The organism is Micromonospora sp. WMMD736, from assembly GCF_049179015.1.
GTDB lineage: Bacteria > Actinomycetota > Actinomycetes > Mycobacteriales > Micromonosporaceae > Micromonospora.
Window position 1 is genome coordinate 5,271,411 of the sequence record NZ_JBMHMI010000001.1, and the last position, 24,222, is coordinate 5,295,632.

Below are 24,222 nucleotides of genomic sequence, written 5' to 3' on the forward strand. Positions count from 1 at the left end.
GAAGGATGAGCGAACGGCGGTCAAGCGAGTCCGGCTATCCGATCAAGGGCGTCTACACGGCGGCCGACCTTCCGGAGGATCTGGACTCCCGGCTGGGCGGTCCGGGCGAGTTCCCGTACACCCGGGGGGTGTACCCCACCATGTACACCTCCCGTCCGTGGACCATGCGCCAGTACGCCGGCTTCGGCACCGCCACCGAGTCCAACGCGCGATACCACCAACTGTTGCGGGCCGGCACTACCGGTCTCTCGGTCGCCTTCGACCTGCCGACCCAGATGGGGTACGACTCCGACGACCCGATCGCGCACGGCGAGGTCGGCAAGGTCGGCGTGGCCATCGACTCCATCGAGGACATGCGGCTGCTCTTCGCCGACATCCCGTTGGACCGGGTCTCGACCTCGATGACCATCAACGCGCCCGGCTCGGTGCTGCTGCTGCTCTACCAGCTCGTCGCGGAGGAGAACGGGGTCGCCGGCTCGGCGCTCAACGGCACCATCCAGAACGACATCCTCAAGGAGTACATCGCCCGGGGGACGTACATCTTCCCGCCGAAGCCGTCGCTGCGCCTGGTGGCCGACACGTTCGCGTACTGCCGCAAGGAGGTGCCGAAGTGGAACACCATCTCCATCTCCGGCTACCACATGGCCGAGGCCGGCGCGACGCCCGCGCAGGAGATCGCGTTCACCCTGGCCAACGGCGTGGAGTACGTGCGGGCGGCGTTGGCCGCGGGGCTCGCGGTGGACGACTTCGCGCCCCGGCTCTCGTTCTTCTTCGTGGCCCGCACCACCCTGCTGGAGGAGGTGGCGAAGTTCCGCGCCGCCCGGCGGATCTGGGCCCGGCTCATGCGTGACGACTTCGGCGCCAGGGATCCGAAGTCGATGATGCTGCGTTTCCACACCCAGACCGCCGGTGTGCAGCTCACCGCCCAGCAGCCGGAGGTGAACCTGGTCCGGGTCGCGGTGCAGGGTCTGGCCGCGGTCCTCGGCGGCACGCAGTCGCTGCACACCAACAGCTTCGACGAGGCGATCGCGCTGCCCACCGAGAAGGCGGCCCGGCTCGCGCTGCGTACCCAGCAGGTGCTGGCGTACGAGACGGACCTGACCGCCACCGTCGACCCGTTCGCCGGCTCGTACGTGGTGGAGGCGATGACCGCCGAGATCGAGGCCGCCGCCGTGGAGTTGATGGAGCGGGTGGCCGATCACGGTTCGGCGGTCGACGCCATCGAGGCCGGATTCCAGAAGCGGGAGATCGAGCAGTCCGCGTACCGGATCGCCCAGGAGATCGACTCCAGCGAGCGGGTGGTGGTGGGGCTCAACCGGTTCACGGTCGACGAGGAGGAGCCGTACGAGCCGCTGCGGGTCGATCCGGCCATCGAGGCGGCGCAGGCCGAGCGGTTGGCCCGGCTGCGCGCCGGGCGGGACGCCAACGCGGTGACGCGGGCGTTGGCCGACCTGCGGGCCGCGGCCGAGGGTTCGGACAACGTGCTGTACCCGATGCGGGAGGCGCTGCGGGCCCGGGCCACGGTGGGCGAGGTATGCGGCACGCTGCGCGAGGTGTGGGGGCAGTACCGGCCCACCGACCGGTTCTGACGCGACCGGCGCCGGGTGTGCCCGCCCGGCTTCGGGGGTACGCCGACAGGTGGGCCGGAACGCACACGGTGTGCGGTCGGCCCCGGCGAGGTCATGTGAGCGTCCTTGTCCAGCCCGTTGCGGAGAGTGGTCGTCTTATTGTCGGAGTGTCAGTTCATCACCCCGACTAATGCGACAATTCGCAGCGTGGGTCCATGGGTGGCGTCGCAACTCGTGGCCACGCGGCTTGGTTACGCGTTGTAGGAGGTGAGGGGGCAGATGGCGGCGTTCGAACGCGATCTACCTGCGGTCCCGCACCTCGACGAGCGCGCTCAGCAGGGCATACGTGACGCTACGCGGTCCGATCATCACCGTAACGAGGTTGCGCAGCGTCACCGTCGGAGGTCTAGGCTGTCTGCTGTCCCCGATGATCCATCCATCTCTAGTGATCGAGAATTCGACGTGACGAGTGCGTTGACGCTGCCCACTGGCGGCCAGCTGGCGTCGTCCTGGCTGGAGACTCCGCCCGGGTCCCAGCCCCTGCCCCGCGACCTGGACCACCTGCTCGCCCTTCGGGTACCCGGACTCATCGCCACGCGCCGTCACCTCCACTCGCATCCCGAGTTGTCCGGTACGGAGTTCGAGACGGCGGCCCTGATCGCCCGGGAACTCTCCCTGGCGGGCCTGAGCCCTCGGCTGCTGCCCAAGGGCAACGGCGTGATCTGTGACGTCAACGGTCGTCCGGACGGCCCGGTCGTCGCGCTGCGCGCCGACATCGACGCCCTGCCGCTCGACGACCCCAAGGACGTGCCGTACCGCTCCACCATCGAGGGCGTCTGCCACGCCTGCGGCCACGACGTGCACACCTCGATCCTGCTCGGCGTCGGCATGCTGCTGGCCCAGCTCGCCGACCTCGGCGAGCTGGACGGCCGGGTCCGGCTCATCTTCCAGCCGGCCGAGGAGATCCTGCCCTGCGGCTCGTTGGAGGTCATCGAGGCCGGCGGCCTGGACGACGTGGTGCAGATCTTCGCGCTGCACTGCGACCCGAACCTGCCGGTGGGCCAGGTCGGCCTGCGCGTCGGCCCGATCACGGCGGCGGCCGACAACGTCACCGTCCGGCTCTCCGGGCCGGGCGGGCACACCGCCCGCCCGCACCTGACCGTCGACCTGGTCGACGCCCTCGGTCGGTTGGTCACCGAGGTCCCGGCCCTGGTCAGCCGCCGGGTGCCGGCCAACAGCGGGCTGCTGCTGGTCTTCGGCCACGCCTCGGCCGGCACCCGTTACAACGTCATTCCCTCCGAAGCGTCCGCCTCGGGCACCCTTCGGGTGATGGACCGCGACACCTGGGAGCAGGCTCCCAAGATCGTGGCTCAGGTGGTGCGCGACGTGATCGCCCCGACCGGCGCGACCGTCGACCTGGAGTACCTGCGCGGCCGCCCGCCGGTCAGCAACGACTCGCGGGCCATCGAGGTGTTGACCGCCGCCACCAGTGCGGCGCTCGGCCCGGACGGCGTCGCCGAGACGCCGCAGAGCATGGGCGGCGAGGACTTCTCCTGGTACCTGGAGTACGTCCCCGGCGCACTCGCCCGCCTCGGCGTCGGCCGTATCGGGCCGAACGTCGACCTGCACCGCGCGTCCTTCGACGTGGACGAGCGGGCCATCCCGGCCGGCGTCCGCGTCATGGTGCAGACCGCGCTGCGGGCACTGGCGGCGGCCCGCTGACCTCGGTGACCTGCGCCGGCGACCTCCGTCGCCGGCGCAGCGCCAGCAGCACGACCGCCAGGGGTACGCCGATCGCCACCAGCCACGGCAGCAGCGCGCCCAGGACGGTGAGCAGGATGGTCATCGAGGTGGCGAACGCTTCCCAGCCGCCCTTGAGCCCGACCAGGAAACCGGTCTCGGCCTTCTCCTCGCTGGTCTTCGCCGCCGGCCCGGCCAGCGACACCGTGATCGTGGACAGGGCGGTCAGGTCGGCCAGCCGGCGCTTCTTGGCCTCCAGTGAGGCCAGGTCGGCCTCCCGGCGACCCAGTTCGTTCTCCAGGGACACCAGGTCGGAGATCGAGTTGGCGCGGCCGAGCAGCCGTCGCGCGCTCTCCACGCGCGCCCGCTGCGTGACGATCCGGGCCTCCAGGTCGACGGTCTCCTCCGTGACGTCCTGGGTGTTGATCTCGCGGCTCTGCTGTCGACCGAGCTTCGCGACCTCCTCCACCACCTGGCCGAACTTGGCCGCCGGCACCCGCAACTCCAGCTCGGCCACCGCGTCGGCCTCGGCGCTGCGCCGCTGGTCGCCGCCGACGAAACCACCCGCCCGGGTGACCATCGCGCTGACCTCGCGCGCCGCCACGTCCACATCGGCCACCTGCACGCGCATCGATCCGGTGTAGATGATCGCCCGCTGGTCGACCCGCAGATCCGGCGCGCCGGCCCCGGCGGTTCCGGCCGCGTCCGCGCCGCTGCCCTTGTCGAGCGCGCCCTGTGCGTCCGGCGGGGCCTCGGCCGCCACACCCGCCGAGTCCGCTGATCCGCTGTCGCCGGCACTGCACCCCGCGAGGGCCAGCGCCGTCACGAGTACTCCCGCCGCCAGGAGTGCGCTGCGGCGTCGTCCTCTCCGTCCGTCCATCCCCGCTCCCATCGTCGTCAGCTTTGGTGGCGATAGTTCGGACGCGACGCGTCCACCGGCTGGTTCCGGCAGACTGCGCTGAGGACATCACGATTCGATAGTCGAGGAGTCACGATGCGGCTCACCAAGTACGCCCACTCCTGTATCCGGGTGGAACACGACGGCGGAGTGCTCGTGGTCGATCCCGGAGTGTTCAGCGATCCCGCGACGGCGCTCGACGGCGCGGACGCGGTGCTCGTCACCCACGAGCATCCGGACCACCTCGATCCGGCCGCGGTGCGCCTCCAGCTCGACCGGCGGCCATTCCCGATCTACGGCCCCGCCTCGCTCGCCGACGCCCTGGGTGACGCGGCCGAGGCGCTGTGCCCCGTCGAGCCCGGCGAGTCGTTCACCGCCGCCGGGGTCGCGGTCCGCGCCTACGGGGGGCGGCACGCGGTCATCCACCCGGACATCCCGGTGATCGACAACATCGGTTACCTCATCAACGACGAGGTCTACCACCCCGGTGACTCGCTCGTCGTACCGCAGGAGACGCCGGTCGACACGCTCCTCGCGCCGATCCACGCACCCTGGTCGAAGTTCTCCGAGGTGCTCGACTTCATCCGGGCGGTCGCCCCGCGCCGCGCGTACGCCCTGCACGACGCCCTGCTCAACCACAACGGGCTGGGCGTGCTCAACCGGCAGTACGCGGCCCTGTCCGGCACCGAGTACCAGCGTCTGGAGCCCGGTACCCGGGTCGACGTCTGACGCGATGCCCGGCCCCTCCGTGGAGCTGGTGCGGCAGCTCTACCGCACCCCACCGGACCGCTTCGTGGCCGCCCGGGACGCCGCGGTGGCCGAGGCCCGGCGAGCCGGGGACGCGACCACCGCCCGGCAACTGGCCCGGCTGCGCCGCCCCACCGTCGCCGCCTGGCTGGTCAACCTGCTCGCCATCGAACGACCCGAGCTGGTGGCCGACCTGGTAGGTCTCGCCGACGCGCTACGGGCGGCCCAGCGGGAGCTGCGTGGCCCCCGACTGCGGGAGTTGTCGGCCCAGCGCCGTGCGGTGGTCGCGGCCCTGGTCGCCGAGGTCCGCACGCTCGCCGCGCGGGAGCCCGAGGCGCCACCGGCCGGCCGGCTGCCGCTCGCCGAGGTGGAGGCGACCCTGAACGCCGCGCTGTCCGACGCCGACGTCGCCGAGCAGGTACGCGCGGGGCGTCTGCTCCGCTCGGCCACCTACGCCGGTTTCGGTGAGGTGCCCCGACCGCAGTTGCGACTGGTCACCGGCGACGAGGAGGAGCCTCCGGCCCGACGCCCGGGCACCCAGCGGGAGAGCCCGGAGCCGACCCGCCGTACCGACCGGGCCGGGGAACGCGCCGCGCAGGCCGAACGGGCGGCGCAGCGGGCGGCCCGGGCCGAGCGGGCCCGCCGCCGTCGGGCACTGGACCGCGAGTTGGACCGTGCCCGCGCCGACCAGCAGCGGGCCGAGGACGAGCTGGCCGAGGCGGCCGGGCAGGAGCGCGACGGTGTCGCCGTACTCGATGGGATCGAGACGGAGCTGGCCGAGTTGGAACGTCGGCGCGCGGTGGCGGAGCAGGACCTGAGCCGGGCCAAGCTGGCCCGGCGCGCGGCCGAACGGGCGGTGACCGTGGCCCGCCGCCGGGCGGGCGAGGTCGAGGCGGCCGTCGAGGCGTTGGTGGCCGAAGAGGGGGATGCGGACGCGGGCGGTGGGGCGGCAGACTGACATCGATGGACGACGACGAGTGGGTGGGCCGTCGGTGGCCGGGTGCCCCCGAGCGGCGCTCGCCGAGGGCGTCCGGATGACGCCAGAGCAGCTCGCGGCCGCCAGCAAACCCGCCGTCCTCGACCTCGGCGACGGGTTCAGCAGGTGCCCGAGCACGCTGCGTCGGGCTCGGCTACTCGGCATCTCCGGCTGGGCCTTCTACATCAGCGGTCGGGCCGGGGCGCTCGGCGACGTACGCGCGGAGACGGCCGCCGCGGCGATCGGCTTCGTCGCGCCGGACGCCGTCGCCGACGGCTGGGACGCCGCCGCCCGGGTCCTGCCGCCGGTCGAGGTGGCCGCCGCGAGTCTCGCCGAGTGCTGCCGGTGGGGGACGGAGATGCTGGGGGTGCTGCCCGGGATCGAGCGCCTTGCCGACCTCGTCGAGCGGGCGGTCGCCGCCGCCGACAGCAGCGGCATGCCGCTCTTCGCCGCATGGCGGACCATGCCGCTGCCGGATCACTCGCCGGGGGCCCGCAGCGCCGCCGGGCTGCGACTGCTGCGGGAACACTTCACGGGCGCCTACCTGCTGGCGGTACGGGCCGCCGGCATGACCCCGCTGGAGGCGGTGCTGGCCGGGCCGGAGGGCGAGGCCGGCGCGGTGGCGTGCGGCTGGCCGCCGCCGTACCCGGCGGTGGGGCCGTTGGTGCGTCGGCGGCTGTGGGCGGAGGCGGTGACCAACCGGCTGGCCGCGCCCGCGTTCGTGGCGCTCGGCCCCGCCGACGGCGCCGAGCTGGTGGAGTTGCTGCACCACACCCACACCGCCCGCACCTGAACGGCCCGAGCGACGGACCGGAAGAGGTGGCAGTGTAGAACATCTGGTTCTACAATTCGTTTATGGAGCGCATCGGTGTCCGGGAGCTCAACCAGAACACGAGTCAGGTGCTGGCGCGGGTGAGTGGCGGCGAGACGGTCGAGATCACCGATCGCGGTCGCCCGGTAGCCCGACTCGTGCCCGTGAGCGACGACAGGTCGATGCTGGCCAAGCTGGTGGCGTCCGGTCGGGCCGTCGCCCCCACCGGCGGCGGGCCGGTGCCACTCCCACCGAAGCTGGGCGACGAGGAAGTCGACGTGGCGGCCACGCTCACCGCGCTGCGGGACGAGGAGCGCTGGTGATCTATCTCGATTCCGCCGCCGTCGTGAAGCTGGTCAGGCAGGAGGCGTGCAGCGCCGACCTCGTCGCCTGGCTCAACAGCCACCCCGACGTGCCGTTGGTGTCCTCCGCCCTCGTCGAGGTGGAGGTGCCCAGGGCCCTGCGCCGATCCGCTCCGCAAGCGTTGATCGGAGTGCCCGCGGCCGTCGGACGGCTCTTTCGCTTGGAGATCGACGCTACGATCCGCGCCACCGCGGCCGCGTTCGCCGAACCGATGCTCCGCAGTCTCGATGCCATCCACCTGGCCACCGCCCAGCTCCTGACCAACGAGTCCGGCACCGCACTCGTCGCCTTCGTCACCTACGATCGCCGACTGCTCGAATGCGCCAAGGAAGCGGGGTTGCCCGTCGCGAGCCCCGGCCAGAACTGACCCACGGGTCGGTACATCCGCCCGCCCGGCGGAAAATGGGCGGCGCTCTCGGCCGTCGGCTGCCAGGATCTCCTGCCGTGACGCTTCCCGCCGGCTGGACCGCGCGCCGGCCCACCCTCGACGACGTGCCGGCGATCCTCGCGGTGGTGCACGCGGCCGACACCTTCGCCATCGGCTACCCCGACTTCGACGCCGAGGACGTCGAGGAGGCGCTGAGCGCGCCCTACTTCGACCCGAGCCGGGACTCCTGGCTGGCGCTCGACCCGGACGGCACCGTCGTCGGCTGGGCGACGGTGGACAACCCGACGGGGACCGGCCGGGAGTTCGTGGAGGTCTACGTCGACCCCGAGCGGGCCGCCACGCTCCGTGCGCCGCTGCTCGCCCGCCAGCTCGACCGGGTCGCCGAGCGCGCCGCGGAGCGGGGACTGCCCGCGCTCACCGCCCGCTGCGCGGTGTTCGCCCCGGAACGCGACTGGGACCGGGACCTGCGGGCCGCCGGTTTCACCCTGGCCAAGCGGTACGTCCGGATGCGTTGTCCGTTGGCCGACCTGCCCGCCGAGCCGGCCACGCCGACCGGTGTCACGGTGCGGCCGGTTCGCGCGGACGACGAGGCCGAGCTGCGGGAGTTCCACCGGATCCACGACATCGCCTTCGGTGACACCCCGGACCACGAGCCGCTGTCGTACGAGCGGTGGCGGGCCCGCATCGGCGATGTCACCGCCTGGGACGAGTGGTTCGTCGCCGAGGTCGACGGGGTGCTCGCCGGCGCGTTGCAGTCCTCGGACCAGGCGTTGGACCGGCAGGAGGGCTGGGTGAAGAGCCTGTCGGTGCTGCCCGCGTACCGTCGCCGGGGTGTCGGTGCGGCGCTGCTGCGCCGCGCGTTCGCCCGCTACGCCGACAAGGGCCGGCAGTTCGCCGGCCTCGGCGTGGACCTCACCAACCCGACGGCCCCGCTGTCGCTCTACCGCTCGGTGGGCCTGCGGGAGACGGAGTGGACCGACATGTACGAGCGGGTCGTCCCGGCCGCCGGTGTGTGATTGGCGACCCCGGCCGGGCCCGACGGGCGTCCGGGTCGGTGCCGGTAGCAGACTGGGGGCGTGGGATACGCGCTACGGGGACGCGGTGCCGGTGGGGCGGGACCGCAGCTCGGTGACGTAGTCGTCCGGCGCGCCCGCCTTCTCGGCGGCGTTCGCGATCTCGGACAGGTACCACGACGTCGGCAGGCCACCCTCGTACCCGTCGAACACGTAGATCCACGCCGTGACGTCGCCGTCGAGGGTGGAGATCCGTACGTGCAGCTTGCGGTAGGTGCCGGCGGTCACGCCCTCGATCTCGTCGAGCTGGGCCGCGTCGTACGGGTGGATGTCGTAGATCGCCACGAACACCCGGTCGCCGGGAGACTCGACGACGGTGCTCACCGCACCCTCCCAGCCGACCACGTCCTCCCCGGCGAAGGTCAGCCGCCACCCTTCCAGCCAGCCGGTGCCCACCATCGGGGAGTGCGGGCAGTAGGCCCGCATCCGGGACGGATCGAGGTTTGAGCCGTAGGCGGCGTGATGACCCACGGCGATGACGATAGCCCGGCGGACGGGTGGGGGAGAATACGACTGTGCGTGTCGGATGCGCTCGGGAGAAGAAAGTCACTGTGAGCATCAACGAAGGGCGAACGTGGTGAGCGCGAGGAGTGCAGCGCAGCGGAGCCCCGCAGCAGCGAGCGAAAGGATGGCGCTGTGAGCCGGATCGTGATCATCGGCGGTGGGCCGGCCGGGTACGAGGCGGCACTGGTCGCCGCCCAACTGGACGCCGATGTCACCGTGGTCGAGGCCGACGGCGCGGGCGGGGCCTGCGTGCTCTCCGACTGCGTCCCGTCGAAGACCTTCATCGCCAGCTCCCAGGTGGTCACCGGCTACCGGGACACCGAGGAGTTCGGGGTGCACTCGGACGGCCTGGAGGCGGTCACCGTCGACGCGCAGGCCGTGCACGCGCGGGTGAAGCGGCTGGCGCTGGCGCAGTCCGCCGACATCCACGCCAAGCTGCTCAAGGCGGGTGTCACCTTCGTGGCCGGCACCGCCCGCCTCGGCGAGGACGCGCTCGGGCACACCCACCGGGTCCTCGTCACGCCCGCCGACGGTGGCGAGGAGTACCCGATCGACGCGTCCACCGTGCTGGTGGCCACCGGCTCGACGCCCCGGCAGCTGCCCACCGCCGTACCCGATGGCGAGCGCATCCTGACCTGGCGTCAGGTGTACGACCTGTCGGAGCTGCCGGAGCACCTGATCGTGGTCGGCTCGGGCGTGACCGGCGCCGAGTTCGCCAGCGCGTACCTCGCGATGGGGGTGGAGGTCACCCTCGTCTCCAGCCGCGACCGGGTGATGCCGCACGAGGACGCCGACGCGGCGTCGGCCATCGAGCGGGTGTTCCGCAACCGGGGGATGAACATCCTCAACAACTCCCGGGCCGACGCGGTGCGGCGTACCGCCGACGGGGTCGAGGTGGAGCTCTCCGACGGGCGCCGGGTCACCGGTTCGCACGCCCTCATCGCGGTCGGCTCGATCCCGAACACCGCCGAGCTGGGTCTGGCCGAGTACGGCGTGGAGCTGGGCCGGGGCGGGTACGTCACGGTCGACCGGGTCTCCCGGACGAACGTGCCCGGCATCTACGCCGCCGGTGACTGCACCGGGGTCCTGCTGCTGGCTAGCGTGGCCGCCATGCAGGGTCGGATCGCCATGTGGCACGCCCTCGGCGAGGCCGTCCGCCCGCTGCGGCTGCGGACCGTGGCCGCGAACGTCTTCACCGACCCCGAGTTGGCCACCGTCGGCGTCTCGCAGGACGAGGTCGACGCGGGCAAGGTGCCGGCCCGGCAGGTGATGCTGCCGCTGTCCGGCAACGCCCGCGCCAAGATGGACGACCTCTCCGACGGCTTCGTGAAGTTGTTCTGCCGGCCCGCCAGCGGCCAGGTGATCGGCGGCGTGGTGGTCGCACCGAAGGCCAGCGAGCTGATCCTGCCCATCACCATGGCCGTGGAGAACAATCTGACGGTCAACGAGCTGGCTCAGACGATCACCATCTACCCCAGCCTCTCCGGCTCCATCACCGAGTCGGCCCGCCAGCTCATGCTGCACGAACTCGAGTAGCCGTTCTCGTCGATCATGGGCTTGTGGTGGCCGTTCTGTGCCGCCACACCCCCTTCGTGTGGCAGCACAACTTCATGATCGACGGGTACGCGCCGGACCGCCACCGTTGCCAGGACCGCTACCTCGGTGAGGATCAGGAGGCGTTCGGCCAGGCCGATCAGCAGCCGGTCGCCGGGATAGGCGGACCAGACCATCGCCGCTGACAGGGCCAGGCTCAGCACGACCAGGGCGCGTAGCGTCCCGGCGGCGGACGTCAGGTCGGGACGCCGGGCGAGCAGCCAACCGCCGATCGGGAGAGCCAGGAAGGCCACCACCGACGCGTACCGGTGCACGTAGGCGGACGCGGTCATGGCGGTGCCCGGCTCGTTCGTCGGCACGACGGCGGCCAGCAGCAGCCCCACCACCCAGGCGCCGAGCAGCAGCTCCACCGCCCGTCCGGGAGGCGGGCCGGTACGGCGCAGCCCGCACAGCAGGGCCACCGTGGCGAGCGCCAGCACCACCATGGCGACGTCGATGACGCCGCCCCGGTCGGAGACGGCGAAGTCGCTGATGGTCAGCGCCCACGGGTTGAGGTCGTCGTTGACTTCCAGGTGGCCGATCACGGTGAGCAGCGCCGCCACGGCGATCCCGCCGAGGGTCAGCAGGTTGGTGCTCCGGGTTCCAGGCATGCCTCAGCCTGTCGCCGTTGACACCCCAGCCAGATCCGGGACCGCCACCGACCCGGCCCCCAAAACCCACCCCTAGAGGCCGCTCCTCCCCACCGTGCCGTGGCGGGACAGCTGGTCGGGATTGGCCCGGGTGCCCTAGGCGACGTTGAGGTGGATGTTCCCGATGCGAGCGACGACGTCGAGGTGGCCGCCCAGGCCGGTGACGTAGGCGCGAAGGGTGTCCAGACTGGTGTGTTCGCCGTTCTCGATCTGACTGATCCTGGCCTGGCTCAACCCTGCGGCCTCGGCCAGTTGAGCCTGGGTCATCCCCAGGTGCTTGCGGATCTCCGCCAGTTGCGCGCCGCTGACCAGCGCCAACATCTGCTCGCGGTGCTGCGCTCGTCGGGCGATCCGGTCTGGGTGCTCCCAGGACGGATCGAGTTCTCGGGCCTTGGCCCGAACGTCCCGCCAGTCCACTCCGTCGGTCATCTCTGCGCTTCCTTCAGCCTCGAGAGGTGCTCCTGGAATCGGTCGTCCGCGAGAGAGACCGCCGTCCTGTACCAACTCTGCCACTGATCCGATTTGTCTCCAGCGACCAGGAAGACTGCTTCCCGGACGGGATCGAAAGCGAAGATCATGCGGATCTCCGTGGAGCCGGCCGAGCCGGGTCGCAACTCCTTCATGTGGTGGAAGATGCTGCCCTTGAGGCGGTCGACCAAAGGGCGGCCGAGAGCGGGACCGTGTTCGGCGAGGAGGTCGATGGCCTCGCTGACGAGGTCGGCGCTGGCCGGTGCCGTCTCGCAGAGGTGGAGGAACCACTTCTCAACCTCGGGGTGAAGTTTGACCTCCCACATATCGTCAATATAAGTCAACCTTATACCCGCAGGGCTGGGTGACATTCAGTCCACGGGGACTTCGGCGGCCGCGCGGGCGTGGCGGGCGCTGACCACCGTCATCGCCCATCCGGCCGCCGCGAACCCGGCCGCCGCGGCGGCGGCGATGACGGCCAACCGCCAGGCCGACTCGGTGAGCGCGGCGCCGCCCAGGTGCCCGATCAGCGCGCCGTAGCTGGCCCAGCCCAGCGCGGCGATCGTCTCGTAGAGCGCGAACAGCCGGTACGGGTAGCGACTGCGGCCGGCCGAGAAGCAGGCCGCCATCCGTCCGCCCGGCACGAACCGGCAGAGCAGGATGACCAGTGGCCCGGGTTGTCGGAGACCCTGGGTGACCCGGGTGGCGACGCGGCGGGCGCGGCTGAGTTCCGCGTGCCGGGGTGCCCGCCGGTCCGGGGCGAGACGGCCGAGCAGATAGCAGGCGAGGTCACCGGCGAACACGCCGAGCGCGCCGACAGCGATGGTGACCGGCAGGCTGAGACCGCCGTAGACGGTCAGCGCGCCACTGGTGATCATGACGATCTGGGTGGGGATGACGGGTACGAAGGCGTCGGCGACGAGGAGCCCGAGCAGCACCAGGTACGCCCACGTCGGCGACGCGACGTCAGTCAGTAGTTCGGGCACGCCTGCCACCTCGCCGGATGCGGCCGATTGGGTGTCTTGAGCCTGACGGCATGGCCGGCGTCACCGTGGACGGGCCTGCTGTGTCGTGATTGCGGACACCACAGGGCCACCCTGTCCCAACGAGGCAAGCCTCCCGCTGGTGACGGTTCCAGTGCGGCCCGAGGTGGTCGCCGGATAGGCGTGCCTCGGCGTACCGTGGTCGGCGCGGCCCAGCACGCCGGGTCCCCCGTTCCTGACGATGCGGGCCGCCCAGGGCCGCCGGCGGGTCCCGCGCCGGCGGCCCGCCCCTTTTCCCGCCGCCGTAAATCCGGGTGCGTCCCCGAGCACCCCGCGGGTAGCGTCGCGGCATGCGCAGGGCGGTAGTGATGACGACGACGCCGGGTGTCCCCGGCGTGCCGCGCTGACGTAACCACCGTCGACCAGGCCCGGGGCGATCCGCCCCCGGGGGCCGTTCGGCGTTCGGTGTCCAGGTCGCCTCCGGGTCGTACCCGATCCAGGAGCCCGACATGATCGACCACCGTAGGCTCGGCCGCGAGCTGGACCTGTTCGTCTCCGACCCGCTGACCGGCGCCGGCCTGCCCATCTGGTTGCCGGCGGGCGCCGCCGCCCGGCACGCCGTCGAGGAGTACGTCCGGGAGTTGGAGCGCCGCTGCGGACACCAGCACGTCTACTCGCCGCCGCTGGGTAAGCGGGAACTCTTCGAACTCTCCGGCCATCTCGGCTACTTCGCCGACGACATGTTCCCGCCGCTGCGGCTGAGCGCCGACGACGAGTTCGTTCTCCGACCGGCGCTCTGCCCGCACCATGCGTTGGTGTTCCGCGCCCGGGGCCGCTCCTACCGGGAGCTGCCGCTGCGGGTCGCGGAACTGGGCGGGATGTACCGCTCGGAGCGTTCCGGGGTGCTCGGCGGGCTGTCCCGGGTTCGCGCCATCTCCCTCAACGACGCGCACATCTTCTGCGCTCCCGAGCAGGTCGGCGCGGAGGTCGGCGAGATCCTCGGGCTGATCCGCACCGCGCACGCCGCGCTCGGCGTACGCCCGGCGGGGCTCCGGCTGTCGCTGCGCGGGCCGGGCGGGAAGTACGTCGGCGACGACGCGCAGTGGGCACACGCCGAGGACCTGCTGCGCGGCGCGCTGGCCGGGGAGGAGTACGTCGAGGCGCCGGGTGAGGCCGCCTTCTACGGCCCGAAGATCGACATCCAGATCGTCGACGCGGCGGGGCGGGAGTCGACCATCTCCACCGTCCAGGTGGACTTCGACAAGCCGGAGCGGTTCGACCTGTCGTACACCGACTCGGACGGCAGCCGGCGTCGGCCGGTGCTGCTGCACCGCAGCCTGGTCGGCAGCATGGAGCGACTGTTCGCGTACCTGATCGAGGCGCACGAGGGCGCGTTCCCGGCCTGGTACGCGCCCGTCCAGTTGGTGCTGCTGCCGGTGGACGACGGGCAGGCCGACGCGGCGGCCGACCTGGCCCGGCGGGCCCTCGACGCCGGGCTGCGGGTCGAGGTCGACACCGCCGGCTCGCTGGGCGCCCGGGTCCGGGACGCGGCCCGCCGCCGCGTCCCGTACCTCGGGGTGTTGGGTGCCCGGGAGGTCGCGGCCGGCGCGCTCGCCCTCCGGCTGCGCGACGGCCGCGCCCTGGCCCCGATGCCGACCGGCGCCGCGATCGCCCTGATCGGCGGGCAGGTCGCGGCCCGCTCGGCGGCGCTGCTCCCGGGCTGACATCGCTAGACCGACGCCGGTTGCGCGGCGGTGGCCGGTTCCTCGTCGACCACCGCCTGCGTGAACTGTGAGCGGTACAGCCGGTGGTACGCGCCGTGGGCGGCGAGCAGTTGCTCGTGGGTGCCCTGCTCGACGATGCGACCGTCCTCCATCATCAGGATCAGGTCGGCGTCCCGGATGGTGGAGAGCCGGTGTGCGATGACGAAGCTCGTCCGGTCCGAGCGCAGCGCCGCCATCGCCCGCTGGAGCAGCACCTCGGTACGGGTGTCCACCGAGCTGGTGGCCTCGTCCAGGATGAGCAGCGACGGTTCGGCGAGGAACGCCCGGGCGATGGTGATGAGCTGCTTCTCGCCGGCGCTGACGTTGCTCCCCTCCTCGTCGATCACGGTGTTGTAGCCGTCGGGCAGGCTGCGCACGAACCGGTCCACGAAGGTGGCCCGGGCCGCGGCGACGATCTCCTCCTCGGTGGCGTCGGGCCGGCCGTACGCGATGTTGTCCCGGATGGTGCCGCCGAACAGCCAGGTGTCCTGGAGCACCATGCCGATCCGGCCCCGCAGGTCGTCGCGGCGCAGCGTGGTGATGTCCACCCCGTCGAGCGTGATCCGTCCGGCGTCCAGCTCGTAGAAGCGCATGATCAGGTTGACCAGGGTGGTCTTGCCGGCGCCGGTCGGGCCGACGATCGCCACGGTGTGCCCCGGCTCGGCGACCAGCGAGAGGTCGTCGATCAGCGGCTTGTCCGGCGCGTACCGGAACGAGACGTGCTCGAACTCGACCCGGCCGTGCGGGTCGGCGATCCGGGCCGGCTGGACCGGGTCGGGGCTCTGCTCGTCGGCGTCGAGCACGGCGAAGACCCGCTCGGCCGACGCCACCCCGGACTGGAGCAGGTTGGCCATCGAGGCGAGCTGGGTGAGCGGCTGGGTGAACTGGCGGGAGTACTGGATGAAGGCCTGCACGTCACCGAGGCTCATCGCCCCGGAGGCCACCCGCAGACCGCCGACCACGGCGATCGCCACGTAGCTCAGGTTCCCGATGAACATCATCGACGGCATGATGATCCCGGAGATGAACTGCGCGCCGAAGCTGGCCCGGAACAGCTCCTCGTTCTTCTCGTGGAAGGCGGCTTCCACCTCGCGCTGCCGGCCGAAGACCTTCACCAGCTCGTGCCCGGTGTACGCCTCCTCGATCTGGCCGTTCAACGCGCCGGTGTGCGTCCACTGCGCGATGAACTGCTTCTGCGAGCGTTTGGCGATGCGCTGGGTGACCAGCACCGACAGTGGCACCGCGACGAGTGCCACCAGGGCCAGCAGCGGCGAGATCCAGAACATCACGGCCAGCACGCCGACCACGGTCAGCAGCGAGGTGAGCAGCTGACTGAGGGTCTGCTGGAGGCTGGTGGAGATGTTGTCGATGTCGTTGGTGACCCGGCTGAGCAGCTCACCGCGGGGCTGCCGGTCGAAGTAGGGCAGTGGCAGCCGGTTGAGCTTCTCCTCCACCTCGGCGCGCAGCCGCAGCACCGTGCGCTGGACCACCCCGTTGAGCAGCCAGCCCTGCCACCACGCCAGCACGCTCGACGCCAGGTAGAGCACGAGCGCCAACAGCAGCACCCGGCCCAGCGCGTCGAAGTCGATGCCCACCCCGGGCACCACGTCCATCCGGGCCAGCATGTCGGCGAAGCTCTCGTTGCCGCTGGCCCGCGCCGCGGCGACGGCCTGGTCGGCGGTGGTGCCCGCCGGCAGTTGCCGAGCGATCACCCCGCTGAAGATGAGGTCGGTGGCGTGGCCGAGGATCTTCGGACCGGCCACGCTGAAACCGACGCTCACCACGGCGAGGGTGATGATCGCGGCCAGGTGCAGCCGGTGCGGGCGCAGCCGGCCGAGCAGCCGCCGGGCCGACGGCCCGAAGTTCATCGACTTCTCGGCGGGCATCCCCGCGCTCATCCACGGCGGTCCGCCGCCCGGCCGGCCCGCCGGCAGCCGCTTCGGCGTCCGCCCGTCGCCGCCGGCCTTCTGATTGGGTACGGCCGCGGCGCGCGGCTCGTTCTGCTCGCTCACGCCGCCACCTCCGCCGTCTGCTGAGAGGCCACGATCTCGGCGTACGTCGGGCAGGTCTCCAGCAACTCCGCATGTCGTCCCACTCCGACGACCCCTCCGTTCTCGAGCACGATGATCTGGTCGGCGTCGACGATCGTGGACACCCGCTGGGCCACGATCACGACCGCGGACTGCGCGGTGACCGGCCGCAACGCCGCCCGCAGCCGGGCGTCGGTGCCGAGGTCCAGCGCGGAGAACGAGTCGTCGAACAGGTAGATCTCCGGCTGCCGGACCAGCGCCCGGGCGATGGCCAGGCGTTGCCGCTGCCCGCCGGAGACGGTGCTGCCACCCTGGGCGATCGGCGCGTCCAGCCCGCCGGGCATCTGGGCCACGAAGTCCCGGGCCTGGGCGATCTCCAACGCCGCCCACAGCTCCTCGTCGGTGGCGTCCGGGTTGCCGTAGCGCAGGTTGCTGGCGACCGTGCCGGTGAACAGGTACGGCCGCTGCGGCACCAACCCGATGCGTCGCCACAGCTCGTCGGGTTCCAACTCGCGTACGTCGACCCCGTCGACCAGTACCGCGCCGTCGGTGACGTCGACCAGGCGGGGGATGAGCGACAGCAGGGTCGTCTTGCCGGCGCCGGTGCTGCCGATGATCGCCGTCGTGGTGCCGGCGGTGGCACGGAAGGAGATGTCACGCAGCACCGGTTCGACCGCGCCCGGGTACTGGAACCGCACCCCGCGCAGCTCCAACTCGGCCCGGCTGGGCAGCTCGGTGACCGGCGTCGCGGCGGGGACCACCGAGGAGTCGGTGTCCAGCACCTCGACGATGCGTTCGGCGCAGACGGCTGCCCGGGGCACCATCATCAGCATGAAGGTGGCCATCATGACGGCCATCAGGATCTGCATCAGGTACGCCAGGAAGGCGGTGAGCGCGCCGATCTGGATCGCGCCGGAGTCGACCCGCTGCGCACCGAACCAGAGCACCGCCACGCTGGACACGTTGAGCACCAACATGACCACCGGGAAGATCAACGCCAACAACCGTCCGGTACGCAGGGCGGTGGCGGTCAGGTCGGCGTTGGCGACGCCGAAGCGCTGCGTCTCGTACGGCTCGCGGACGAACGCGCGGACCACCCGGATGCCGGTGATCTGCTCGCGCAGCACCCGGTTGACCGTGTCGATCCGGGTCTGCATCAGCCGGAAGCCCGGCACCATCCGGCGGATGATCGCGCTCAACGCGACGGCCAGCACCGGCACGCTGACCAGCATCAGCCAGGAGAGCCCGATGTCCTCGCGCAGCGCCATGACCACCCCACCGACGCTCATGATCGGTGCGGCGACCAGCATGGTGCAGCTCATCAGCACGAGCATCTGCACCTGTTGGACGTCGTTGGTGTTGCGGGTGATCAGCGACGGCGCCCCGAACCGGGCCACCTCGCGGGCGGAGAAGCTGTTGACGTGCCCGAACAGCCGGGCCCGGACGTCCCGGCCGAATCCCATGGCGACCCGCGCGCCCAGGTAGACGGCCGCGATCGAGCAGACGATCTGGATCAGGCTGACCAGCAGCATCCAGCCGCCGGTGTGCACGATGTAGCCGGTGTCGCCCCGGGCCACCCCCTTGTCGATGATGTCCGCGTTGAGGCTGGGCAGGTAGAGCGAGGCCATGGTGCCCACGAACTGGAGCAGCACCACCGCCAACAGCGGTCTGGAGTACGGGCGCAGTTGGCCGCGTAACAGTCGGATCAGCACGACGGTTCCTCCGCGTCGGTGGGTCGTCCGGTCAGCCGCGGGTCGTCTCCGCTGCCGATGACTTCAAGTAGGAACTCCCGGATCACCTGGGCCTTCGCCGGGTCGGCGTCGACCGAGGTGAGCGGGCGTCCGGAGTGCATGAGGGCGCCGAGGGCGGCGACCCGCTCCCGGCCGGCGGGGGTGATGGCGAGTCGGATGCTGCGCCGGTCGCTGTCGTCGCGCTGGCGCTCGACCAGGCCGTCGCGTTCGAGGGTGTCGACGATGCCGGTCAGGGTGGCCGGGCGGACGAACCCCTTCTCGGCGACCTGGCGGTGGGGCAGCTCGCCGTGCCGGGCGAGCGTCATCAGGGTGATCATGCCGGCCTGGGTGAGGCCGTGCTCCTCGGCGAGGTAGCGGTTCCACCGCTGCCCGACGAGGTGCCCGGCCACGACCAGCAGTCGGCCCAGCGGCACATCCTGGAGGGTGATGAGTTCCACGAGCGCAGATTAGCCCCCTGATAGTCAGGGGCCAAACGAAATAGCCGCAGCAGTGGCGACGAACACGAGTTGCAGGATCGTGCGCTGCCCCAGCGGGGTGACCGGGCGCCCGGCGAGGGTCAGCCTCCGGCGTGCGGCCGAGACGTTCGCCGGGAACATCACGAGCATCAGCAGGCCGAGCCCGGCCGCGGCGAGCCGGGCGGTCGTCGGGATGAGCAGCCCGACCGCGCCGGCCAGCTCCAGCACGCCGGTGAGCGTGACCAGCGGATCCGGCCGGGGCAGTCGGGGCGGGACCATCGCGATCAGGTCGACGCGGCGTCGGCCCACGAAGTGCGCGATGCCGGTCACCGCGAACATCAGGGCCAGGCCCACCCGCAGTGCGGGATGCCAGCCGTCGAGTGCGGTGATGCCGGCCAGGCCGGCCAGGCGGGCCAGCGCGCTGCCGACGATCAGGGCGATCAGGGGTGCCATCGGAATCCTCCTCGCGGAAACTTGTCGGTGACAAGATTGCGGCCGCCGATGACATCTTGTCAATGACAAGATTAGGATTCGGGGATGACCGAGACGCGTGCGTACCACCACGGCGACCTTCGCCGCGCCCTCCTCGATGCGGCACTGGAGGCGATCGAGGAGGTGGGACCCGCCGCGCTGAGCCTGCGCGACCTGGCTCGCCGGGCCGGTGTCTCGCACGCCGCGCCCACCCACCACTTCGGTGACAAGGCGGGGCTACTCACCGTCCTCGCCGCGCAGGGCTTCGACCGGTTGGCGCAGGCGCTGGTCGCCGCCGGCGACGACCTGCTCAAGGCCGGCGTCGCTTACGTGGACTTCGCCGTGGCGCATCGCGCCTACTTCGAGGTGATGTTCCGGCCCGAGCTGTACCGGCCCGACGACCCCGAGCTGACCGCCGCACGCGAGCGCGCCGGGACGGCACTCCGCGCGGGGGTGGCCGCCCGTGGCGCATCCGGCGACCCCGACCACGACTCGCTCGCGGCCTGGTCCATCGCCCACGGCTTCGCCACCCTCTGGCTGGCCGGCGCCCTACCGGACCGCGTAGGCGACAACCCCCGCAAGGCAGCCCAAGAAGTCCTGAGCCGCCTAACCGCCTAACCCCCACCCCGCCCAGGCCGGCCCCACTCCGCCCAGGCCGGCCCCCGCCCCGCCCTCGCCCAGGCCGCCTCCCGCACCCTGCCCGTCGGCCCCACCCTGGTTGATCATGAAGTTATTGCCACTCGCATCGGCGTGTCATGGCAATAACTTCATGATCAACGCGGGCGGGCGGCGGGCGGGTGGCGGGCGACGGCGGGTAGCGGGGGCTCACCAACTGGTGGGGAGGGGCATTCCTTCGGTGTAGCCGGCGGCGCTCTGGACACCGACGATTGCCCGCTCGTGGAACTGCGTCAGGTTGCGGGCGCCGGCGTAGGTGAAGGCGCTGCGTACCCCGGCGATGATCTCGTCGATCAGGTCCTCGACGCCGGGCCGGTGCGGGTCCAGGTACATCCGGGCCGAGGAGATGCCTTCCTCGAACACGGCCTTGCGAGCCCGGTCGTACGGGCTGTCGTCGGCCGTACGGGCGCTGACCGCCCGGGCCGAGGCCATGCCGAAGCTCTCCTTGTACCGCCGCCCGTCCGGTTCGGTGTAGAGGTCACCGGGTGACTCGTAGGTGCCGGCGAACCAGGAGCCGATCATCACGTTCGACGCGCCGGCGGCGAGCGCGAGCGCCACGTCGCGGGGGTGGCGTACGCCGCCGTCGGCCCAGACGTGCCGGCCCAACTGCCGGGCGGCCGTCGAGCAGTCGAGGACGGCGGAGAACTGCGGCCGGCCCACGCCGGTCATCATCCGGGTGGTGCACATCGCGCCCGGGCCGACACCGACCTTGATGATGTCCGCGCCGGCCTCGACCAGGTCGCGTACGCCCTCGGCGGTGACCACGTTGCCGGCCGCCACCGGTACGCCCGGGTCCAGCTTGCGGACCGCCTGCAACGCCGAGATCATCCGCGCCTGGTGGCCGTGCGCGGTGTCCACGACCAGCGTGTCCACCCCGGCTTCGAGCAGCGCGGCGGCCTTGCCCGTGACGTCCCCGTTGATGCCGACCGCCGCCGCGATACGCAGCCGACCCCGGTCGTCGACGGCCGGCGTGTAGAGGGTGGCCCGCAACGCGCCCTGCCGGGTGAGCACCCCGACCAGCCGGCCGTCGGCGTCCACCACCGGAGCGAGTCGACGCCGGCCGGCGGAGAGCCGGTCGAAGCCGGTACGCGGGTCCGCGTCCGCCGGCACGGTGTGCAGCTCGGTCGACATGACGTGACGCAGCTGGGCGAACCGGTCCACGCCCACGGTGTCCGCCTCGGTGACCACGCCCACCGGCCGGCCGGCCTCGTCGACCACGATCACCGCGGCGTGCGACCGCTTGGGCAGCAGGTGGATCGCGTCGCCGACGGTCTCGGTCGGGCCGAGGGTGATGGGTGTGTCGTAGACCAGGTGCCGCTGCTTGACCCAGGAGACGACGTTCGCCACGACCTCGATCGGGATGTCCTGCGGGATCACGGTGATCGCGCCCCGACGAGCCACCGTCTCGGCCATCCGCCGGCCGGCGACCGCCGTCATGTTCGACACCACCAGCGGGATGGTGGTGCCCGTGCCGTCGCCGGTGGACAGGTCCACGTCGAGGCGGGAGCCGAGGTCGGAGCGGGCCGGCGCCATGAAGACGTCGGTGTAGGTCAGGTCGTGCGCGGGGGCCGCGCCGGAAAGGAACCGCACCCGGCCATCATTCCCGCCAGCGGCCGCCCACGCCCACCCCGGTGCGGGAAACCACCCACCTGCCCGGACAAACCGCCAGCAAGAGGTCAGGAGATGGTGCAGATTGCCGCGCCCGCCGTGATCACGGCACCGACCTCGGCGGCGAGTCCGCTGACCGTACCCGCCTTGTGGGCGTGCAGCGGCTGCTCCATCTTCATCGCCTCCAGCACCACCACCAGGTCGCCCTCGGCCACCGTGTCGCCGTCGGCGACCGCGATCTTGACGATGGTGCCCTGCATCGGGGAGGTGAGCGCGTCGCCGCCGACCGGTACGCCGGCCTTGGCGCCGCCCCCGCGCCGGGTCGGCTTGCGGGAGGCGGGTGCGGCTGTGGTCGTACTCCCGCCGAAGCCGGCGGGGAGGCTGACCTCGATGCGCTTGCCGCCGACCTCGACCACGACGGTGTCGCGTTCGGCCGGCGCGTCGGCGGCGGCGGCGGCGGCGAACGGCGGCACGGTGTTCTGGAACTCGGTCTCGATCCACCGGGTGTGCACGGTGAACGGCTCGGCGGTGAACGCCTCGTCCCGCACGACGAGCCGGTGGAACGGCAGCGCGGTGGCCATGCCGTCGACGACCATCTCGTCGAGGGCGCGGCGGGCGCGCTCCAGTGCCTCGGTGCGCGTCTCACCGATGATGATCACCTTGGCGAGCAGCGAGTCGAAGTTGCCGCCGATCACGTCGCCGGCCGAGATGCCGGTGTCGACCCGCACTCCCGGGCCGCTGGGCAGGCGCAGCGCGGTGACCGTGCCGGGCGCGGGCAGGAAGTTGCGGCCCGGGTCCTCGCCGTTGATCCGGAACTCGATCGCGTGCCCGCGCGGCGTCGGGTCCTCGGTGATCCGCAGCTTCTCGCCGTCGGCGATCCGGAACTGCTCGCGGACCAGGTCGATGCCGGCGGTCTCCTCGGTGACCGGGTGCTCGACCTGAAGTCGCGTGTTGACCTCCAGAAAGGAGATCGTGCCGTCCCTGCCGACCAGGTACTCCACCGTGCCGGCGCCGTGGTAGCCCGCCTCGCGGCAGATCGCCTTGGCGCTCTCGTGGATCTGGGCGCGCTGGGCTTCGGTGAGGAACGGTGCGGGAGCTTCCTCCACGAGCTTCTGGTGCCGGCGCTGCAACGAGCAGTCCCGGGTGCCCACCACGATCACGTTGCCGTGCTGGTCGGCGAGGACCTGCGCCTCGACGTGGCGGGGCTGGTCCAGGTAGCGCTCGACGAAGCACTCGCCCCGACCGAACGCCGCGACGGCCTCGCGGGTGGCCGACTCGAAGAGCTGGGGGATCTCCTCCATCGTGCGGGCGACCTTCAGGCCCCGACCGCCGCCGCCGAAGGCCGCCTTGATGGCGACCGGCAGGCCGTGGTCGACGGCGAACGCCATCACCTCGTCCGGGCTGCCCACCGGGTCCGGGGTGCCGGGGACGAGCGGTGCGCCGGCGCGCTGGGCGATGTGCCGGGCGGTCACCTTGTCGCCCAGGTCGCGGATCGCCTGCGGGGTCGGGCCGATCCAGGTCAGCCCGGCGTCGATGACGGCCTGGGCGAAGTCGGCGTTCTCGCTGAGGAAGCCGTAACCCGGGTGTACGGCGTCGGCGTCGGCGCGGGCGGCGACGTCGAGCAGCTTGTCGATGCGCAGGTACGTGTCGGTCGCGCTGTCGCCGCCGAGCGCGTACGCCTCGTCCGCGAGAGTGGCGTGCAGGGCGTCGCGGTCGGAGTCCGCGTACACGGCGACGCTGCCCAGGCCGGCGTCACGACAGGCGCGGATGACCCGGACGGCGATCTCGCCGCGGTTGGCGATCAGTACCTTGCGCACCTTCGTGGCTCCTCCCGGCAGGTTACTGACGGGGAGTGTATCGGCCGGCCCGGGCGGCCCCTAACGATCGCTCAGTGTGGGATGGGGCACTGGTGTAGTCAAACTTGGCTATTACGCTTGTCTGGTGTCTGCGACTCGGATGATGATCCTCGGCCTGGTGCGGTGGATGCAGCCCGTGCACGGCTACGACGTGCGCCGCGAGCTGTTGAGCTGGAGCGCCGACAAGTGGGCGAACGTGCAGCCCGGCTCGATCTACCACGCGCTGCGCAAACTCACCGAGGAAGGTTTGCTGCGGGCCGTCGCCACCGAGCAGGTCGGCGCCCGTCCGGCGCGTACGACCTACGAGGTCACGCCGAAGGGGGACGACGAGTTCGAGACCCTGCTGCGCAACTTCTGGTGGAACTTCACCGAGCCCGTCGACCCCTTCACCGCGGCCTTCTCGTTCCTGCCCGCGATGCCCCGGTCGGAGGCGGCGGCGGCGCTGCGCAACCGGGCCAACCTGCTGCGGGCCGGCATGGAGTCGATGCGCGCCTCGCTCCAGTCGGACTGGGTGCGTAACACCAAGCCGGTGCACGTCAGTTGGATGTTCGAGCTGTGGTCGGCGCGGGCGGAGGCGGAGCTGAGCTGGTGTGAGCGCATTGCCGAGCGGATCGAGTCCGGAGTGTCGTACCTGCCTGCTGAGCTGGCGAACGCCGAGGGTTGGTCGGGTCGGCGGGAGGGCGAGGAGCGGGTCGACCCTGACGCGAAATAATCAACGTTGACTAGAAACGCTATATCGCGTTAGCCTGCTGTCGGCACAGCGGGGGAGTGCGCCGTCCGGCGTCGTCCCACTCGACGGCCGGCCCACCGGCCCGACCGAAACACGACGGCCGGCGCGGCCGGCCCGACCG

General features: G+C 71.8%; 24 protein-coding genes. 12 read left to right on the plus strand and 12 right to left on the minus strand.

The window, feature by feature from the left end; translation table 11 throughout:
- The first annotated feature begins 5 nt into the window (after positions 1-5).
- Entirely contained in the window at positions 6-1,589 is a 1,584-nt protein-coding gene (locus tag ACN269_RS23770; protein WP_421474494.1) for an acyl-CoA mutase large subunit family protein, read from the plus strand.
- A gap of 441 nt (positions 1,590-2,030) precedes the next feature.
- Entirely contained in the window at positions 2,031-3,290 is a 1,260-nt protein-coding gene (locus tag ACN269_RS23775) for an amidohydrolase (RefSeq protein ID WP_421474495.1), read from the plus strand.
- Here ACN269_RS23775 and ACN269_RS23780 read toward each other — a convergent pair.
- Positions 3,247-4,209 (minus strand): DUF4349 domain-containing protein, encoded by a 963-nt coding sequence (locus ACN269_RS23780; protein WP_421476521.1) that lies wholly within the window; start codon positions 4,207-4,209, stop codon positions 3,247-3,249. The genes ACN269_RS23775 and ACN269_RS23780 overlap by 44 nt on opposite strands.
- Before the next feature lie 93 nt (positions 4,210-4,302).
- On the opposite strand from ACN269_RS23780, the gene ACN269_RS23785 reads away from it, so the two are divergent.
- The 6 genes from ACN269_RS23785 to ACN269_RS23810 all read left to right on the plus strand — a co-directional run bounded on the left by ACN269_RS23785 (position 4,303) and on the right by ACN269_RS23810 (position 8,507).
- On the plus strand, positions 4,303-4,935 hold the full coding sequence (locus tag ACN269_RS23785; RefSeq protein WP_421474496.1) for an MBL fold metallo-hydrolase: 633 nt from the start codon (positions 4,303-4,305) through the stop codon (positions 4,933-4,935).
- 4 nt (positions 4,936-4,939) lie between these two features.
- Positions 4,940-5,911 carry a hypothetical protein gene (locus tag ACN269_RS23790; RefSeq protein WP_421474497.1) on the plus strand — a complete coding sequence of 324 codons (972 nt, stop codon included), beginning with the start codon at positions 4,940-4,942 and terminating at the stop codon, positions 5,909-5,911.
- Between the two features lie 76 nt (positions 5,912-5,987).
- Positions 5,988-6,722 carry an SCO6745 family protein gene (locus ACN269_RS23795; protein ID WP_421474498.1) on the plus strand — a complete coding sequence of 245 codons (735 nt, stop codon included), beginning with the start codon at positions 5,988-5,990 and terminating at the stop codon, positions 6,720-6,722.
- A 62-nt stretch (positions 6,723-6,784) separates the two neighbouring features.
- Positions 6,785-7,063 (plus strand): type II toxin-antitoxin system Phd/YefM family antitoxin, encoded by a 279-nt coding sequence (locus ACN269_RS23800; protein ID WP_421474499.1) that lies wholly within the window; start codon positions 6,785-6,787, stop codon positions 7,061-7,063.
- Entirely contained in the window at positions 7,060-7,470 is a 411-nt protein-coding gene (locus tag ACN269_RS23805; protein ID WP_421474500.1) for a type II toxin-antitoxin system VapC family toxin, read from the plus strand. The genes ACN269_RS23800 and ACN269_RS23805 overlap by 4 nt, the downstream gene beginning before the upstream one ends.
- A gap of 77 nt (positions 7,471-7,547) precedes the next feature.
- Positions 7,548-8,507 (plus strand): GNAT family N-acetyltransferase, encoded by a 960-nt coding sequence (locus ACN269_RS23810; RefSeq protein WP_421474501.1) that lies wholly within the window; start codon positions 7,548-7,550, stop codon positions 8,505-8,507.
- Between the two features lie 72 nt (positions 8,508-8,579).
- Here the strand turns inward: ACN269_RS23810 and ACN269_RS23815 are convergent, their stop codons facing one another.
- Positions 8,580-9,035: a gamma-glutamylcyclotransferase gene (locus ACN269_RS23815; RefSeq protein ID WP_421474502.1), complete on the minus strand. Its 456-nt coding sequence runs from the start codon at positions 9,033-9,035 to the stop codon at positions 8,580-8,582.
- A 165-nt stretch (positions 9,036-9,200) separates the two neighbouring features.
- On the opposite strand from ACN269_RS23815, the gene ACN269_RS23820 reads away from it, so the two are divergent.
- Positions 9,201-10,604: an NAD(P)H-quinone dehydrogenase gene (locus tag ACN269_RS23820; protein WP_421474503.1), complete on the plus strand. Its 1,404-nt coding sequence runs from the start codon at positions 9,201-9,203 to the stop codon at positions 10,602-10,604.
- On the opposite strand, the gene ACN269_RS23825 is transcribed toward ACN269_RS23820, so the two are convergent.
- The 4 genes from ACN269_RS23825 to ACN269_RS23840 form a co-directional block, all read right to left on the minus strand.
- Positions 10,538-11,272, minus strand: a complete 735-nt coding sequence (locus tag ACN269_RS23825) for a DUF998 domain-containing protein (RefSeq protein ID WP_421474504.1) — start codon at positions 11,270-11,272, stop codon at positions 10,538-10,540. The genes ACN269_RS23820 and ACN269_RS23825 overlap by 67 nt on opposite strands.
- A gap of 135 nt (positions 11,273-11,407) precedes the next feature.
- Positions 11,408-11,740 carry a helix-turn-helix domain-containing protein gene (locus ACN269_RS23830; RefSeq protein WP_421474505.1) on the minus strand — a complete coding sequence of 111 codons (333 nt, stop codon included), beginning with the start codon at positions 11,738-11,740 and terminating at the stop codon, positions 11,408-11,410.
- Positions 11,737-12,105: a type II toxin-antitoxin system RelE/ParE family toxin gene (locus ACN269_RS23835; RefSeq protein ID WP_421474506.1), complete on the minus strand. Its 369-nt coding sequence runs from the start codon at positions 12,103-12,105 to the stop codon at positions 11,737-11,739. The genes ACN269_RS23830 and ACN269_RS23835 overlap by 4 nt, the downstream gene beginning before the upstream one ends.
- A 45-nt stretch (positions 12,106-12,150) precedes the next feature.
- A complete protein-coding gene (locus tag ACN269_RS23840; RefSeq protein ID WP_421474507.1) occupies positions 12,151-12,765 on the minus strand; it encodes a DedA family protein in 615 nt (204 codons plus the stop codon).
- A gap of 506 nt (positions 12,766-13,271) precedes the next feature.
- Between ACN269_RS23840 and thrS the strand changes: the two genes are divergently transcribed.
- On the plus strand, positions 13,272-14,486 hold the full coding sequence (thrS, locus tag ACN269_RS23845; protein ID WP_421474508.1) for a threonine--tRNA ligase: 1,215 nt from the start codon (positions 13,272-13,274) through the stop codon (positions 14,484-14,486).
- Between the two features lie 5 nt (positions 14,487-14,491).
- Here thrS and ACN269_RS23850 read toward each other — a convergent pair whose 3' ends face one another.
- The 4 genes from ACN269_RS23850 to ACN269_RS23865 all read right to left on the minus strand — a co-directional run bounded on the left by ACN269_RS23850 (position 14,492) and on the right by ACN269_RS23865 (position 19,214).
- Positions 14,492-16,411 (minus strand): ABC transporter ATP-binding protein, encoded by a 1,920-nt coding sequence (locus ACN269_RS23850; RefSeq protein WP_421476523.1) that lies wholly within the window; start codon positions 16,409-16,411, stop codon positions 14,492-14,494.
- Between the two features lie 122 nt (positions 16,412-16,533).
- Positions 16,534-18,267, minus strand: a complete 1,734-nt coding sequence (locus ACN269_RS23855; protein WP_421474509.1) for an ABC transporter ATP-binding protein — start codon at positions 18,265-18,267, stop codon at positions 16,534-16,536.
- Positions 18,261-18,743, minus strand: a complete 483-nt coding sequence (locus ACN269_RS23860; protein ID WP_421474510.1) for a MarR family winged helix-turn-helix transcriptional regulator — start codon at positions 18,741-18,743, stop codon at positions 18,261-18,263. Before ACN269_RS23860 ends, ACN269_RS23855 begins: the two co-directional genes overlap by 7 nt.
- Positions 18,744-18,767: 24 nt before the next feature.
- Complete coding sequence (locus ACN269_RS23865; RefSeq protein WP_421474511.1) at positions 18,768-19,214, minus strand: DoxX family protein; 447 nt, start codon at positions 19,212-19,214, stop codon at positions 18,768-18,770.
- Positions 19,215-19,298: 84 nt separating this feature from the next.
- Here ACN269_RS23865 and ACN269_RS23870 point away from each other — a divergent pair, with 84 nt between their 5' ends.
- The gene (locus tag ACN269_RS23870) at positions 19,299-19,850 is read left to right on the plus strand and encodes a TetR/AcrR family transcriptional regulator (RefSeq protein ID WP_421474512.1); all 552 of its coding nucleotides are present in this window, start codon (positions 19,299-19,301) and stop codon (positions 19,848-19,850) included.
- A 207-nt stretch (positions 19,851-20,057) separates the two neighbouring features.
- Here ACN269_RS23870 and ACN269_RS23875 read toward each other — a convergent pair whose 3' ends face one another.
- Positions 20,058-21,497, minus strand: a complete 1,440-nt coding sequence (locus tag ACN269_RS23875) for a GuaB1 family IMP dehydrogenase-related protein (RefSeq protein WP_421474513.1) — start codon at positions 21,495-21,497, stop codon at positions 20,058-20,060.
- An 86-nt stretch (positions 21,498-21,583) separates the two neighbouring features.
- On the minus strand, positions 21,584-23,332 hold the full coding sequence (locus ACN269_RS23880) for an acetyl/propionyl/methylcrotonyl-CoA carboxylase subunit alpha (RefSeq protein ID WP_421474514.1): 1,749 nt from the start codon (positions 23,330-23,332) through the stop codon (positions 21,584-21,586).
- 139 nt (positions 23,333-23,471) lie between these two features.
- Between ACN269_RS23880 and ACN269_RS23885 the strand changes: the two genes are divergently transcribed.
- Positions 23,472-24,083, plus strand: a complete 612-nt coding sequence (locus ACN269_RS23885; protein ID WP_421476525.1) for a PadR family transcriptional regulator — start codon at positions 23,472-23,474, stop codon at positions 24,081-24,083.
- Positions 24,084-24,222: the final 139 nt, after the last annotated feature.